Origin of the sequence: Cupriavidus sp. SZY C1, assembly GCF_032190535.1 — a bacterium.
GTDB classification, from domain to species: domain Bacteria; phylum Pseudomonadota; class Gammaproteobacteria; order Burkholderiales; family Burkholderiaceae; genus Cupriavidus; species Cupriavidus pauculus_C.
In genome coordinates, this window is the sequence record NZ_JAUANU010000018.1 from 16164 (window position 1) to 31185 (window position 15022).

The window sequence follows — 15022 nt, forward strand, 5'->3', positions numbered from 1 at the left end:
GGAGCGTGGCCTTTTTGCTGGGATTTGGTGCCGGCTGCAAAGAAGCGTATCTCAGCCATAAACAACATGGCGGCATTGATCACTTCTGTAATGGACAAAACCCGGTCATTCTCCCGAGAGGAAAGTCACAACGTGCGAAAAAAAACAAGATGGCCCTTTGTGCAAGGAGGGGGCACCAATAACCGGCTGTTACGTCGTTATAGGCCACTCCAGAAACCGTGCGGAGCCATTGCTGATATAGCCGGGAAGCCAATCGAGCGACTGCTCCGCGGCCGCTGATTTCAGGCCGCACTCCCAAACTACGATTACCCGCCACCCTTCCGAGAGGAGCTTCTCAACGGCAAGGGAATCTCGCTCCACATTGCAAGAGAACTTGCGCTTCCAGAACTCGGCATTAGTAGCCGGCGTCGTTGCAAACCGGCAATTTGCATGCCGATGCCAGAAACAGCCATGAATTAATATAGCTGTGCGGTACCTCGGCAGTACGACGTCTGGAGTGCCTGGAAGAGAGCGATCGTGCAGCCGATATCGAAAGCCCGCCTTATGAAGAAACCTCCGTAATCGCATCTCCGGGCGAGTGTTTTTGCCCCGAATACCGGCCATCATGCGGGACCGAATTTCGGCTGAAACTACATCCACCATTCGCCACGCCTCGCAAAAATAAAATCAGTTAGACCTGCTGGAGTAGGCCGCGCGGAGAAACCCTGATTGCCCGCACTCGACTGCTCGCTCCGTTCCTGGTAAGGTGCCGCTCTTGAAAGCTCTTACCGTGGTAACTGATGCCTCGCTCAACACCAATTCCCGTCGTCGACTTGTTTGCGGGCCCCGGAGGCCTAGGCGAAGGTTTCTCTGCCCTTGATGAGGGCAGGGCATTCCGCATTATCGTTTCTGCCGAGATGAGCAGGCCCGCTCACGAAACCTTGCGATTGCGCGCATTCTACCGCTTGCTCAAGCGGGAAGGTCCCGCTGCCCTCAGATCGTACTACCAATTCTGCAATGGCCGAAGCGACACACCGTGGAACATGGCGACGCGTGCCGCCTGGTACGAAGCGCAGAAGGAAGCACGTCGCATCACGCTTGGAACGCCAGAAGGCAATGCCGACCTCGAGCGCGCTATCCGGGGCGCCGAACTTGGCCCGGACAGGCCTTGGGTTCTCATTGGAGGGCCGCCATGCCAAGCCTATTCCTTGGTGGGTCGCTCGCGCAATCGCGGGAAGGCCGGCTACAAGCCCGAGGAAGACCACCGCCACTTTCTTTATCGCGAGTACCTGCAGATTATTCAAAAGTACAAGCCCGCCGTCTTCGTTATGGAGAACGTCAAAGGGATTTTGACTTCGCGAGTAGGCGATCAGCATATCTTCCACGATATCTTGGAAGATCTCGCCTCCCCCGATGTCGCATTGGGCAAGCGCGCAAAGCATGAGTATGCCATTCACTCGCTGGCCTCGCCGATAGCTTTTCAAGGTGACATGTCGCCCGACGACATCGATGCCCGGGAATTTGTCGTCAAAGCAGAGGCCTACGGTATTCCGCAGGCACGCCATCGCGTAATTCTGCTGGGCATTCGCAAGGATCTAGGAGCAATTCCCGAACAACTTCAACCTGTAGCAAACCAAGCGCACTTGGAGGAAGCCCTAGCTGGATTGCCAGAACTACGAAGCGACTTGAGCCGACGCTCCGAACAGGTGGCGCCATGGCACAGGATCGTAAGGAAACATCTAACGGAACTCTGGAACGAGACCAAGAGGCGTGACGAGTTAGCTCTCCTGCGTGCGGAGTTGAAGAATGCAATCGACAAACTTGCCGATGACCTTGGCACCGGAGACCTCCGACTGCATCGATCGCAAGTCGATTTCACGCCGCAAACGCCACTGCAGTACTGGTATCACGACAACAACCTCCATGTCTGGCTTAACTCCGAAACGCGAGGACATATGAGCAGTGACCTGCGCCGGTATGCGTTCTCAGCGGCCTTCGCCAAGGCATTCGAACACTCGCCGAAGGGGCATGAAGATTTTTCGTTGCTGAGCGGACTCAGGCCTGAGCATCGCAATTGGGAGTCTGGCAAGTTCGCAGACCGCTTCAGGGTTCAAATGTATGGGCGTCCGTCGACTACGATCACCAGCCATATCGCGAAGGACGGTCATTACTTCATCCACCCTGATCCCAGCCAGTGCCGGAGCCTAACGGTACGAGAGGCTGCACGGTTACAGACATTCCCTGATAACTATTTTTTCCAAGGGAACCGCACCGAGCAGTTCCATCAGGTCGGCAACGCAGTACCTCCGCTATTGGCATTCAAGATCGCGGAGGTGGTAGCGACAATGAGCCTTGAGGCAGTTTCGAGCGGAAAGTCACTTGCCTCCATTGTCACGTGAACTTTCTTCAAGTTCTTGCCAAAGTCCAATCGTTTTCTTGGGTCGTACATACGGGCAATGCACTGGAGCCATAGATGATTGAACCTCAGGAGCCAGATGTTCATTTGTTGCGCGACGCGCGGGACCCTGACTCTGCCATCAAGATTGACGTGCACAGCCTGCCCCGTGGTAAGCTCGATCACCCGAATACGGCTGTCGCAGTGCCGAGAGGCCAAGGGGATGCGCTTCCGGATCAATGCGAGGTACGCTTTATGAACAAGAGGGCACGAGGTGCTTCAAGGAGCTCCCGGCTTAGTGAGGGCAAAGATTCGTCAAACACATTCAGCCGCCGCCGGGTCATATGAATTTCATCCGCGGGAACGGCCCCGGCGGAAGCAACCGGAAATCATTCATGGGACGGATGCCTGCTCAGTGTGTAACAGAAACCAAACCTCGCATCGTTCATAAAGGATGATAGATCCGAGAAGCCTGGGTCGGGTGTCGCGCCGTCCATTGCCAGAATCTTTTGCCAATAGCCCGATCTCGGAATTCCTGGTAATGAATCTGCCAGTCCTTCAAGAACCTCCTCGACTATCCACTCATGTCCCGAATCCGCGCATGGGTTGGCTATTGTCTCCCAAAGCGAAGTGTCCTCAACGCAGACTCCGATATCCTGAAGGAGCTGAATCAGCCGCGGCAGAACTTGCTCGGCTGTTTCGCAGAAGTCGTTGACGCAAGCGGACTCGATCTCGAGCTTCGAAAGGTGGCCCACCGACAGTGCAATGCGTACAAGGCGCGAAACACTTGGAGCCTCGACACAGCGAGCATGCCACAGCCGTGGCACTCGGAACTCAACCGTTGTCCAATCCTCGCCATTATCGCGTGGCTTATGCGCCGTGATCTCGCGCTGAACGCTCTCTAGTCGGAGGCGGAAATGCTCGTCATCCTCTGGCTCCTGCACGTCGGCTTCGGCTTCCCAATCGAGACCGTATCCCTCGATGAAAGGGAAGCCGAGCATCTCGGCTTCCCGATCGGGACCAGCTTCGGAAGCGGGATCGTGCGACAGCATTGCTCACTTTCCACGACTAATGGGTGGCCTTCAACCGTGTACCGAATGCGGCGGTCGAAACGCCGTACCAGCACTCTGCCTTTTTGGCCCATTCTGAGATCATTCGGCCGCCAGAAGTCCGATGCAGGCAACCGCTCACCTCCTTCGCAAGCGACACGATCTCGCACGACAGATCTTCCGAGATACTTTGATTCTGCCAGACAAGGCCAAGGTCGATAGCCTCACCCCTCAATGCCGACAGCACTGCAACCGTGTATGCAGTGATGTTCGCCTGGAACGCCGGGAACTCTCTGCTTGCCCGAATCGCTTTTTCTGCCGCCTTAAAGACAATGGCGCAGGCGATCATCCTCTTGTACTCGGCTGCATTCGGAATCGCTTCTTCTCCGTCACCGGGCGCGTCCACCATCTCCTCCATGAAGGCCTTGAAGTTCTTTTGCCCACCAAGGCTTACAAGATCAGGACGACGCTTCCAAGCGCAAACATACTTCGCCAAGTCGGTCTTGGTGATCTTGCGTGCAGGAGGCATTGATTCCTGAAGTCGCTTGATACCTGTGGCTGTCTTGCCCTCTCTCTCCAGCATAACCTTGTAACTGCCAGCCGCCCGCTCATAGAACCAGCGGCCATATCCATCAGGGCAATACGTCGTCAACGCAAGCTTCTCGATCGCTACATGAAACGGCTTGTTCGCAGAAAGGTCGGACGCGTTTACTTTGTTCTGCGAGTTCGCGTACTTGGAGATATCCGCGATGAGTTCTTCCTCGCGGGACTGATCGAGGTCACCCAGAACAATGATCTTTGCAGGAACGCGAACCGGACCAAGATCTGTCGAGGGATGCTTCTTCTTTGTAAAGAACATCGAGGCCGTCGTCTGCCCCCCATTCACGATTTGCATGCCCTTCAGCCAAGAGATACCTGCACCGCTTTCGACACGGCCGATACGCGCCTCGTCGGCAACGATGACGATTCCGTTGTTGAAGGCCATGAAACGTCCGGGGGATTCGCGGAGCGTGTTACTGATGCCCTTGTTGACTTCTTTGCTCGGACTTAGAAAAGATCGAACGTTAGCTTCGAGAACCCGCGTACCAAATTTCTCGTAGATGAATCGCAGCGCCTCACCAGGTAACACGGTCATTGCATAGTCATACTCTCCATTCTCTCCCGGAACCCAAACGCACGGCAAAGGTTGGCCGCATACTTCCTCGAAGTTCACGACTAGCTCGTCGCGCGGCTTGCCTTCTTGCCAATGGTTGTACAGGCGGACTATATCCATCACTTCGAGCTTGACGGTCTTCCCGGCAATCTCCCGGGGACGGAACACGCGCGTTTTTACCTGTGCGTCGGTAAGCACATAGATCCTTATCTGGTCGAGATCCCGATAGACCTTTTCGATGGTAAGAACCATCGGATAAGCGTCATTAGACTCGTCCATCTTCGTTCCGAGTTTTCCTTCCACGCATGCGGCAAGGAAGCGAGAGCAGTGCTCAGCCGCCTTCGCGACTTCGGGATCCGGGATGGTCGTGAGTTCAGTGGCGCCCTGATAGAGGTTAATGAAGAGATCGAGGTGATCGCCTTCATCGGATACGGCATACCCGCTAAGACGAACAGTGGCTTGACCGACCTTCGCTGTGTAATGGCATGCCACAGGATCACCGCACGTCATACCCGCGTCCGCCATGTGTTTCGTGACGACTTCGGTAAAGACGAGTTCGCCGAAAGGCATTTCGATCCCTGGACCGGTCCTGTCAGCCATTTCTGCGCGAATCTGTTGTTGTGTCTGATGAAGAAATTCCAGCAGTTCCATCTCACCATCCCATAAGGGTTGAAAGCATCTCGGTGGTCGGGGTTGTGCCCTCCGCCACCTGGTCCAAATCAATGTCGTAACGAGCGGCGCGTACGCCTGGGGGCACGGTACCGAGCGTCAACCGCGGAAACCCCTCCGTCACCAGACGAAAATCACACGACACATTGGCAAGCTTTCGTACATATCTGACAGCCTGCGAGTCTAGGTAGCCCGCGTGTAGCAGCGAGATACGAAAATCCGCTACAGATCCGCCGTCCACGGCCAGAGCATCCTCAAGCGTCTTCACCAGCATCGGCAAAGTCATACCGTCGTCACCAATCCGGAATCGACAAGCGCACACAAAAAGCGGTTGCCTAACGGAGTCGTCGAGTTGCTCAAGCGAGATGATCTTCGCGGGAAAACCAGCAATCGCTAACGTGCTTTTCACTTCGATTGCACCCGATCCCAACTCGAAGTCTTGAAGACCCTCCAGCGGGCCCACCCAGGCATTCAAGGCAATCTGCGCCGGCACACCATTCGTCAGCAACAGCTTCAGACAAGTGAGTTCGCCCGCCAGTCCAAGTTCCGCTTCCGGTCCTAGCGCCAGATCACCGCTCTTCATGAACGACTGCCACGCGCGAATACGGCCGAGAAAGGCTTGAAAGAGAGCGCCATCATCAGCTGTCCCGAGCGACGCGAGCACTGACAATACGTCCTCGACCATCAACGTGAACATGTCGAGCGAGCCAGAAGCTTCGCGGATCAGCGCTATCCACTTTCTACCGTCAGCTTCTAGATCTGCATGCTCCACACGAAACCCATTGCCCTTGGGAAACGCTGCACGGTTCGCCCGGCTCAGCCTTCGAAATCCAACGAGAATCGCCTCTGCGTTATCTCTACAGTGTCGGCCGGCCAAGGCGCCGACGGTGCCAGACGTCGATATGGGGATGCATCGCCAGCCGAACTCCTGCCCCATAACGGACAACGCTCGCCAAGCCACAGCGATCTCGGACTTACTCTGAAGCGCCATACTGCTGCTCCCAGAGGACATTGTTCACCTTGTACTCCACCTTTGTGCCAGAATCGCTGCCGGGGAAGCTGATGCCGAACGCAATCGTCGGCCCCTTGCCCTTCAGTGAATCGACGTTCGAATCTTCGGGATCCAGCAAGTAGAGCAGCAATAGAGCTGTTTCAGGACGACGCGCAGCGCGAAGCGATATACCGCTAGGAACCGTCGGTGGCTCGGTGCCGGAGCTTCTTCCTGGATCCTTATGCCACTTCTTGCGAGTGGCATTCAAAGCCGAAAGCCAGGCGGTCTCTTCGATATCGAGACCCTCGTCCCTCGGCGAGAGCAGACGGCCGATTGAATAGCGATCGTCGTACGGCGCTTTCGCCCTACGCGTCATTCGCGGGACAGTTTGCCCTCCGACCTCCTCAGCCCGCTCGCTTACACTGCCGCCGATCACTGCAACCGTCCAAGACGTCAACTCGCCCTCTCTTGCCATAGCGGCGATGAACTCGGCAATCACTCGCGAGTTGACCTTAAGGGCTTCAGGATGCGTCTCGTAGTCCTGCAGGAAGGCAACCACTACCTCCCAGGACACGCTTTTCCACATGGCCGCTGTCCATGTCTCCGTCGTGCCGTTCCGTTTCAGAACAGGCGTTCCTTGCGAAGGCCCTAGCGTCATCGTTAGACGACGGAACGCGTCAAGATTGTTCTTGTGCTTTGCGGGATCGCGGAAGAGCGTCACCGTTTCCACGACGCTTCCACTAAATGATAGGTAAAGAGTTCTGGCCGAGCGCATTTTCAGGCGAGAGGTGACCATGAGCACGGGATGCGACTTGACTTTCAGGCCGAAGTCAATCGGCTTTCCACTGCTGGCCGCCATCTGGTCAAACTCTTCCCTTAGCTCCTCGGCAGCGTCGGCAATGTGTTCAAACCATTCCACCAGCTCACTGGTCGTGTAGAGCCGGCAAACATCCAAGTAGCCAGGGCGGTACCCAAACCATCGCCCCATCTGCATGAGAGTGTCATACATGCGTGACGCACGGAGGAAATAACTAGTGCAGAGGCCTTCGAGCGTGAGCCCGCGCGCAAGCTTGTCGCCGCCGACGGCAATTACTTTCAGCCCGGCGGCACTATCGGCGTAGTCGAGCGCATCCTTGGCGGTGCCATTTATCATTCGAACACTGATAGCTTCAAGGACAATGGGTAGAACTTCCACGATGTCGCACCAAGTCTCGCTCGTACCTATGGGTACCAAAGACGATGCAGCCATGGCCTCTGAGGTCGGCACGAAGTCTTTCAGCCAGAGCTCTTTCAAGCGCGCCAAGATGGATTCGCTTCCAATCTGTCGTAACACGCGCTGGCGCATATGGCGGACATAGCTCTCGATGCATTCATGGACCACCTGTTGCACGGCGTTGAATCGCGTCACGTGTACCAGCATGGAAGAGTGCTCGCCTCCCTGGCCTCTCGATTGGCGAATCGCACATGCAAGAATGAACGCATCGATGGCCTCGTTGAGAGACTCGGGCAGTCCGGACTCGGTGGAGGCGTCATGCGGACGATAGGTTGCCTTGTGGGAAACCGGCATCCAACCCGACTTGCCATCTTCGGAGCAATGATCGGATATTTCTCGCACAAGAGGTAAGCCTCCCTCTCGACCATCTGGCCCCGCAAGGCCGAATACTCTCGCGGGACCAATGTAGTTGGACGGGGCGCCGAGATTCACAATGAAGCTCGACGGAAACAGGTCCGGGCCCTCATCTCGCGTAGCGCCACGTTCGTGAATAAAGATGTTGGCAAAAGGAGTCGCCGTGTAGCCTACGTATGCCTTCCTGGTGAAGGCATGCAAGATCTTGCGTATCAGGCTGTTTATCGCCGTAGGCTGATGCTCGGAATCGGGAACGCCATCCTCGCCAATTAGTTGCTCCCCCGTATCCACAGACGCGTGATCCGCCTCATCGTCGATGACGAGCAGAGGAAGATTCGTAACGATGCGGCGCCCTGTCTCGGGATCCGATGCGTTTGCAACATGATTGTTAATCCAGTGCAGCAGCCGCTGCAGGACGGATTTGTTCTTCTTGATCACGAAGAGCCATGGACGCTGCTCGGGCGTAATACCTAGATTCTTGGCAACTTTTGCGCTGAAATCCCCGTTGTCCGATCGATTGGTCGCGTAGTTGGGCCGAATTGCAGGGTCGCCGTCGATTACCCCCACTCCGATAACGTTGAGTGCCCCATCCTGGAAGGCGCTGGTGGCGTACCCAAGGAAGCCTTCGTCGAGCCGCATCTGGGTCTGCGATCGCAGGTTGTTATGCAGGCCGGCGAGGACCACGATGATCTTGTAACCTGCATCCGCCGCCTTGCTGATCAGTCCCGTATAGTTGCCTGTCTTTCCCGACTGGACGTGTCCCACTACCAGGCCGCGACGATCCCAGCTTCCGACACGAAGGGGATCCTCGAGCAAACCCAACACTTCGTCGGTGGAAGCATCGAGGCCATCAATGGCGGACCACGGCAGCTTCGCCTCCTGCCATTCACGATAGCGTTGCCAATAGCGCCAGTTAGCCTTCCGCTCGGGGGTCAGCCATGGCTTGTGACCAACGTCATCTACCAGCGCCGTATCTTTGCCAAGCCAGACACTGAACCGGCGAATCAACTCCTCCACCACCCACTCGCGATCCAGTCCCTCTTGCCACCCCATATTGAGCATCAGGGCGAGCGAGATCTTCTGCTCGATCACCGCCGGCGTGATGGATGACTTGTCCTGCTCTTCCTGCAAGAGCATCTGGACAACCTTCAGTACATTCAGACTGTTCGTTTCGTTGAGCATCAGGCGCCTTTCAGATCCGTAGCTACGACAGGGTCGATATCAGTTGTGGGTAGTTGCAGAAGGGATCTGTATGCAGAAGCCGCTCGCGTGCCATCTCGACAGACATCCCTTTGTTCTGGACCATGGTACGGAATAAGACTCGCAAGACATCTGCAACCTCTTCCGCAGGCGAGCCAGCGAATCCTGTTCGCGGACTTTCCCGATTCTCCGCCGTGTCGAGCCAAATACGCTGAACCGGGATGGTCTCCTCGATGACCCTTAGCATCGCTTTCACCTGGGGCAGCAAGCTGCCTGCTTCGTCGAGGACGGCGCGTACGGCGGCGTGGTCGAGATCAATCCGATATCGCATTCCACCAGCGAAATGCTCAGCGCGCCAAGCCTGTTCCACCGGCTTGTTGTCCACGGTGCGAGGCGCTATACCCCGATGCACGAAGGCCCGACGCGCACGCGAACGCGTGTTCTCGGCGAGTTGTATGAGCCATGCTCGCAGGGCAACGGGCGGCCGAGCCGTTGACTTGCGGATATCGATCTTCCAGTCCGCATCAGTGGAGTTTGGTATGTCCAGCCGGATACGAGCAAGTCGGTGCGCTTCATCCTTTGTCCACGAGCGCCCGTGACCGAGTCCGAGCCAGCTACCGGCCACCAACAGACGGCGGTTCCGATAGACGTAGAAGCCCTGCTGCGACGTCCAGCCATCAGGTCCCGGAGCATCTTCATACTCCTTGGGGCTCAGCCTGTCCTTGTGCGGCAGCACATGGCACTTCGCCTCGACACCGTTTCCAAGGGGTGAGCGCGAAAGGGGCGACTCCCAAGCCTTGGCAGGATGGCCATCCAGGAACGGATCCCATGGCAACAGCCGCTTGCCGTTGATTGTGATTTTCAGAGACGGACGCGTACCTTCGAGGTAGCGGTGGAAAACCATCGAAAGGTGCTGCTCTACGCGATCGATGAGGTCCAGAAAATCCTGCTGCTTGAAGCCATCCGTCACTATTCGATCGAGGCTTTCCCACAGTACGAGCGTTCCGCGCCCTGCTTGTTCGAGAGGCTCCAACCAGGGTTTCGAGCCTGGTGATGGCCCCTCAAGCAGGTACCATCCGTCGCCGGTGGATTTGGCCAGTACATCGAGATCCCACCTTAGACAATGGAAGCCGTCCTGTCCGCAGGACGCTACGGTCAGTCGTCTGCATTGAGAGAACGATGCTGTCTTCAAGCCAAGTCCAAAGCGGCCAAGATCTGCCGCTGCACGCTCTTCAAGTGGATTGCGCTCTCCAAGCCGCATCGCCTTGTCGATGGCCTCGGCATTCATACCGCTACCGTCATCCTGAATCGAAACCCGACTCTCGGCGTCTGCCCATTCGAACCGGATCGCCACGTGAGCCGCCTTGGCGGCAATGCTGTTATCGACAATATCTGCCAAAGCAGTCGCGGCGCTGTAGCCCAACCCGCGTAGTGCTTCAATCATTGCCCCGGCCTTGGGTGGAGCGTGGCGGGAGAACGGAGGCGCATTGGACTTCGTTGTTATTTCCATCTTCCGTATTTGGCTAGCTATATGACCAGTACGCCGCCGCTCAATCGGCGTCGAGAAAAATGGCAAGGGCGGTGGACCGATTAGGATGCCCCAACGTGCGTAGCGCCTTGTTTTCTATCTGCCTGATGCGCTCGCGCGTGACATCGAACAAACTCCCTACCTCCTCCAAGGTGAAATCGGTCTTCGTATCCAGTCCGAATCGGAGCTTCAGTACTTTCGCTGGTCGCGCCGGCAGGTTGGAGAGAGCGAGGTCGATGGCGTCAGCCATCTGAGATTTCATCAAGGTTTGTTCCTGATTTGGAGCTGGATCCATCAAGCCATCGCCAATGCTTTCGTCCAACTTGCCCTCCGCCCTGATGTCTAGAGACGTAGGTTCTCCTGCAGCGATGCGCAGATACTGCCTGACCTTGTCCTCTGACACATCAAGCTCCATGGCAAGCGTCGGCACGTCGGGTAACGAGCCGTACGCTGCTCGATCCGTCGGGAAATGCGATACATGCGGATGATCGACTCGATCATATGGACAGGAACTCGGATCGTCCGCGCCTGATCTGCAATCGCGCGGGTGATGGCCTGCCGTATCCACCAGGTAGCATAGGTAGAGAACTTGAAGCCTCGTCGAGGCTCGAACTTGTCTACGGCTCTCATCAAACCAATGTTCCCTTCTTGCACGACATCGAGATATTCAAGGCCCCGGCTCGAGTATTTCCTCGCAATCGACAAGACAAGGCGCAGGTTGGCATTTGTCATCTCGTGCTTGGCTTGTCGCGTGCGTAATTCGCTCGCCTGCACTCTGGCGCAAAGATTTTCGAGCTGTCTTAATGGCAGTCTCACCTTGCCCTGCAGCGCAACTAGCTCTCGCCGTAGGTCCTTCAAAGCAGGTGCGTGGCGCATGAGCTGTTGCCAATGCGGTACGTTTGTTGCTCCGGTGCTCAAGAACCAATCGAGGCTTGTCTCGCTTTCTACAAAGTACGCCTCGAAATCGGAGGCTGGGATGCCGCATTTGTCTATTGCAATGCAACGGATCTCGCTCTCCAATTTTCTGAACGTAGCAACGCAGCTATGCAACGTGTCGCGCAGTTGATCCACGGCCCGGCTCGCAATGCGAAGCTTCTCCAACTCTTTGCGAATGGCATCTCGCGCGCGGTTGTATGAAGCCGAACCATATCCATTGAGTTCCAGTGCCTGCTCCAACGCTTCGAAGTCCGCTCCGATAGCGCGGAAAATTTCCAACGCGTTCCGTTTGAGCACCACTAGGTCATGCGGTGAGGAGGCGTGGACGGAGCCCTCCTCTTCATCGTTACGCTCGCCGTCAATTGGGCTGACCTCACCTGAGAAAGGGCAGATCTCGCGGCCCTCACAAATCACAACGCAAGAATCGAGATCGACCATCCCATCGACAAGCCCTTCAATTCGAGCTTCATCATTCGCGACACATCGGGCTTTTGCCAATAAATCGGCGATGATCAACGGGCAATCACATAAAGCATCCATGGTGTCCCGGCGACCGGCTTCGATTCGTTTGGCCGTCGCAACTTCTTGCTGCCGCGTCAGGGGTTTGGTCGCACCGAGGTCCCGCGCATACAACGCCCACACACGGTCCGGCCCGCTATTGAGCCTCTCCCTCAGGCGCCCCAATGCCTCGGCGACTAAGTCAGCATCGTCAGCGTTCGGATTCATCCTTCCCGTCGTCGTCGGTCCATCGTCCTCGTCAAGGATGATGGGAAGATCGAGCACGATCGCCGTCAGCTGAGGAACAACAGTTTCGCCAGCGGCGCCGAATTGCGAATCGCATGCAGCGGCAATTGAAGAGGACGACAATCTGCCCGCTGCCAAGCCGTCGAGGAGAAGATCATTAATCAGCGACAGGTCGCCCGCTTGGGGAATCGAGAGCTCCCCTACTTCGGGCAGGGCAAATGAAACGTCCGCCCAATCTGCATCGCTATTTTGGGGCTTATGTCGAGTGATCGCTTTCTGCCGTTCTTCAGCAGCCTCCCGGCAAGCGACATCGCTTGCCGGAACCGCCGAGACTCCCTCAGGCGCCCACCCAAACAAGTCCTCAATCTCAGGAATCCTGTTGGAACTGCCGGTGCCTACTAACTCGATGCTCGAGCCGATTGCATCCGAAGCTTGGCCGACAGGAATATCGGCACATCGGCGCGAAGGGATCCTTTCACAAGCGCGATCGCTGGGCCGGCTGTCTGCTTCGAGAACGAAAACGGGATCCGAAATTGGTGTCGACTGCCTTCCGAAAGATGCGAGCCAATCGGCCACATCCAGTTTCCTGCAAGCGAGCGCCTTGAAATAGGCAGTCGCGCCCGCTTGGTCGGTGGCGGCAAGGTCGGCACCATTTTCCACAAGCAGCTTGCAGATATCCAGATGCCCGTGGGCTGCAGCGATTATCAGCGGCGTATCACCATTTGCGTCACGCGCGTTGGCACAATCGGACCTGCGAATCTGAACCGCAACGGCGGCTGTAACACCGTTTCTCAGCGCAAGCTTCAGCATTGGATGCAGCTTTGCCGGCTCACCAGTGCTCATCTCTGTTCTACATAAACCTTTGACGTTCCGGGCGGCTGCCGCACAAGGGCACGGCGGAAAATTTATTTGATGATTTCATCATAGGTTACGTTAAGTTACAACTTGGGAGTTCTCCCACTTCTGTGCCCTGAATGCTTGTGCGAGCGCGTAACTCCAGCATGAAGTTGGCCGATCTTGCCGGGATTGTGTCGCTTGCTGTCGGCCGCTCCGGCCCATGATCCGAGAGAATTCAATGGCCTTGATATGGAGCGACATGGCGAGTTGGTCCTTGGAGCCCAGCTGTGTAATTTTAGCGCTAGCACGAAACTGGAACGCCACTTCGCCTGACTCGTCTTGGAGTGCGATCGAGGCGCACGGCGAACCTGCCAACATATTTTCGTACGGCTGCACTCGGAAATTTGCACGCTCCCCTAGTCACGGTTTTTAGCTCATTCCCAGCCTTCTCCACAAGAATGCTGCACTGCAAGGTTGCCGATGAACTGAGCGGCCTGGACTGACGAAAACAAAAAAACCCCGCGAAGCTAGGCTTGGCGGGGCTTTTAGTGCCAACGTTCAAAAACGTTGGGGAAAATGTGGTGCCGGCTGCAGGACTCGAACCCGCCACCTGATGATTACAAATCAACTGCTCTACCTGATGAGCTAAGCCGGCATGTCTGGTGCAGACCGCGATTCTACTTTATGCGGTGTGTCTTGGCGATGGCTTATTTGACGACCTTCAGGGATGGCTTCTTGCCGCCGATGCGTGGGACGGGCGGCGGCGTGGGATCGTCGTCCGGGCCTTCGATGCCCGCTTCCGCGGGGACCGTTGCGGGCGTGTCCGCGTCGACCGATGCCAGCTTGGGAGGCGGGTTGTTTTCGCGCTCCGTGGCGGCCTGGGTTTCGGGGATGCTGCGTTCCACCGGGAAGGCCATGCCCTGGCCGTTCTCGCGCGCATAGATCGCCAGCACGCTTTCCACGGGCACGTCGATCTTGCGCGATACGCCACCGAAGCGTGCGCTGAAGCTGATCCACTCGTTGCCCATGTCCAGTCCGCTGGTTGCGTCAAAGCTCACGTTCAGCACGATTTCGTTGTTCTTGACGAATTCGCGCGGCACGTTCGTGTTGGCGTCGACGAACACTGCGATGTACGGCGTGAAGCCGTTATCGGTACACCATTCGTAGATGGCGCGGATCAGGTAGGGCTTGGTGGAGGTTTCTGGCATTACGCGTGGCGGTGGCGTCGGTACGTCTTAGCGACGCATGACCTTTTCGGACGGGGTCAGTGCTTCGATATAGGCCGGACGGCTGAAGATGCGCTCGGCGTACTTCAGCAGCGGCGCGGCGTTCTTCGACAGCTCGATACCGTAGTGGTCCAGGCGCCACAGCAGCGGGGCGATCGCGACGTCGAGCATCGAGAATTCCTCGCCCAGCATGTACTTGTTCTTGACGAAGATCGGCGCCAGCTGGGTCAGGCGGTCGCGGATGGCGGCGCGGGCGCGTTCGTGGTTCTTCTCGGCGGCCTTGCCCTTTTCGTTCTCCAGCACGTAGACGTGGGTGAACAGTTCCTTTTCGAAGTTGAAGAGGAACAGGCGGGCCCGGGCACGCTGCACCGGGTCGGCCGGCATGAGCTGCGGGTGCGGGAAGCGCTCGTCGATGTACTCGTTGATAATGTTCGATTCGTACAGGATCAGGTCACGTTCGACGAGGATCGGCACCTGGCCGTACGGGTTCATCACCGAAATATCTTCCGGCTTGTTGAACAGGTCCACGTCGCGGATTTCGAAGTCCATGCCCTTTTCGAACAGGACGAGGCGGCAACGTTGGGAAAACGGGCAGGTGGTACCCGAATACAACACCATCATGGTTTGGATTCCTTGGGTGTGAAGTGCGCCAAATCCATTGCGATTTGACACACTCGGCGGTGCTAGT

At 56.8% G+C, this 15022-nt stretch carries 11 protein-coding genes and 1 tRNA gene; 1 reads left to right on the forward strand and 11 read right to left on the reverse strand.

Annotated features, from left to right (window positions below; all coding sequences use genetic code 11):
• Positions 1-189: 189 nt before the first annotated feature.
• Positions 190-642, reverse strand: coding sequence for a DNA mismatch endonuclease Vsr (locus tag QTN24_RS22520; protein ID WP_313839960.1), 453 nt, complete (start codon positions 640-642; stop codon positions 190-192).
• Between the two features lie 380 nt (positions 643-1022).
• On the opposite strand from QTN24_RS22520, the gene QTN24_RS22525 reads away from it, so the two are divergent.
• Positions 1023-2378, forward strand: coding sequence for a DNA (cytosine-5-)-methyltransferase (locus tag QTN24_RS22525; protein ID WP_313839961.1), 1356 nt, complete (start codon positions 1023-1025; stop codon positions 2376-2378).
• 385 nt (positions 2379-2763) lie between these two features.
• Here QTN24_RS22525 and QTN24_RS22530 read toward each other — a convergent pair whose 3' ends face one another.
• From QTN24_RS22530 to QTN24_RS22575, 10 genes are all read right to left on the reverse strand, one after another.
• Positions 2764-3426, reverse strand: a complete 663-nt coding sequence (locus tag QTN24_RS22530; RefSeq protein ID WP_313839962.1) for a hypothetical protein — start codon at positions 3424-3426, stop codon at positions 2764-2766.
• A 16-nt stretch (positions 3427-3442) separates the two neighbouring features.
• Positions 3443-5227, reverse strand: a complete 1785-nt coding sequence (locus QTN24_RS22535) for an AIPR family protein (RefSeq protein WP_313839963.1) — start codon at positions 5225-5227, stop codon at positions 3443-3445.
• A 1-nt stretch (position 5228) separates the two neighbouring features.
• Positions 5229-6236 carry a PD-(D/E)XK motif protein gene (locus QTN24_RS22540; RefSeq protein ID WP_313839964.1) on the reverse strand — a complete coding sequence of 336 codons (1008 nt, stop codon included), beginning with the start codon at positions 6234-6236 and terminating at the stop codon, positions 5229-5231.
• Positions 6220-9045 carry a Z1 domain-containing protein gene (locus QTN24_RS22545; RefSeq protein WP_313839965.1) on the reverse strand — a complete coding sequence of 942 codons (2826 nt, stop codon included), beginning with the start codon at positions 9043-9045 and terminating at the stop codon, positions 6220-6222. Before QTN24_RS22545 ends, QTN24_RS22540 begins: the two co-directional genes overlap by 17 nt.
• Positions 9046-9067: 22 nt before the next feature.
• On the reverse strand, positions 9068-10507 hold the full coding sequence (mzaB, locus tag QTN24_RS22550; RefSeq protein ID WP_313839966.1) for an MZA anti-phage system associated ATPase MzaB: 1440 nt from the start codon (positions 10505-10507) through the stop codon (positions 9068-9070).
• A gap of 106 nt (positions 10508-10613) precedes the next feature.
• Entirely contained in the window at positions 10614-11006 is a 393-nt protein-coding gene (locus tag QTN24_RS22555; protein ID WP_409559074.1) for a sigma factor-like helix-turn-helix DNA-binding protein, read from the reverse strand.
• Entirely contained in the window at positions 10934-13114 is a 2181-nt protein-coding gene (locus QTN24_RS22560) for a sigma-70 family RNA polymerase sigma factor (RefSeq protein ID WP_313839968.1), read from the reverse strand. The genes QTN24_RS22555 and QTN24_RS22560 overlap by 73 nt, the downstream gene beginning before the upstream one ends.
• A gap of 573 nt (positions 13115-13687) precedes the next feature.
• Positions 13688-13763 (reverse strand) — tRNA-Thr (locus QTN24_RS22565).
• A gap of 52 nt (positions 13764-13815) precedes the next feature.
• The gene (locus QTN24_RS22570) at positions 13816-14316 is read right to left on the reverse strand and encodes a ClpXP protease specificity-enhancing factor (protein WP_313839969.1); all 501 of its coding nucleotides are present in this window, start codon (positions 14314-14316) and stop codon (positions 13816-13818) included.
• 27 nt (positions 14317-14343) lie between these two features.
• Entirely contained in the window at positions 14344-14955 is a 612-nt protein-coding gene (locus QTN24_RS22575; RefSeq protein WP_008643086.1) for a glutathione S-transferase N-terminal domain-containing protein, read from the reverse strand.
• Positions 14956-15022 lie beyond the last annotated feature (67 nt).

Coding starts and splice junctions, on each gene's coding strand:
- QTN24_RS22545 (WP_313839965.1), bottom strand. CDS start 9,045: ATGCTCAACGAAACGAACAGTCTGAATGTACTGAAGGTTGTCCAGATG.
- QTN24_RS22575 (WP_008643086.1), bottom strand. CDS start 14,955: ATGATGGTGTTGTATTCGGGTACCACCTGCCCGTTTTCCCAACGTTGC.
- QTN24_RS22555 (WP_409559074.1), bottom strand. CDS start 11,006: ATGGAGCTTGATGTGTCAGAGGACAAGGTCAGGCAGTATCTGCGCATC.
- mzaB (WP_313839966.1), bottom strand. CDS start 10,507: ATGATTGAAGCACTACGCGGGTTGGGCTACAGCGCCGCGACTGCTTTG.
- QTN24_RS22525 (WP_313839961.1), top strand. CDS start 1,023: ATGGCGACGCGTGCCGCCTGGTACGAAGCGCAGAAGGAAGCACGTCGC.
- QTN24_RS22535 (WP_313839963.1), bottom strand. CDS start 5,227: ATGGAACTGCTGGAATTTCTTCATCAGACACAACAACAGATTCGCGCA.
- QTN24_RS22520 (WP_313839960.1), bottom strand. CDS start 642: ATGGTGGATGTAGTTTCAGCCGAAATTCGGTCCCGCATGATGGCCGGT.
- QTN24_RS22540 (WP_313839964.1), bottom strand. CDS start 6,236: ATGGCGCTTCAGAGTAAGTCCGAGATCGCTGTGGCTTGGCGAGCGTTG.
- QTN24_RS22560 (WP_313839968.1), bottom strand. CDS start 13,114: ATGAGCACTGGTGAGCCGGCAAAGCTGCATCCAATGCTGAAGCTTGCG.
- QTN24_RS22530 (WP_313839962.1), bottom strand. CDS start 3,426: ATGCTGTCGCACGATCCCGCTTCCGAAGCTGGTCCCGATCGGGAAGCC.
- QTN24_RS22570 (WP_313839969.1), bottom strand. CDS start 14,316: ATGCCAGAAACCTCCACCAAGCCCTACCTGATCCGCGCCATCTACGAA.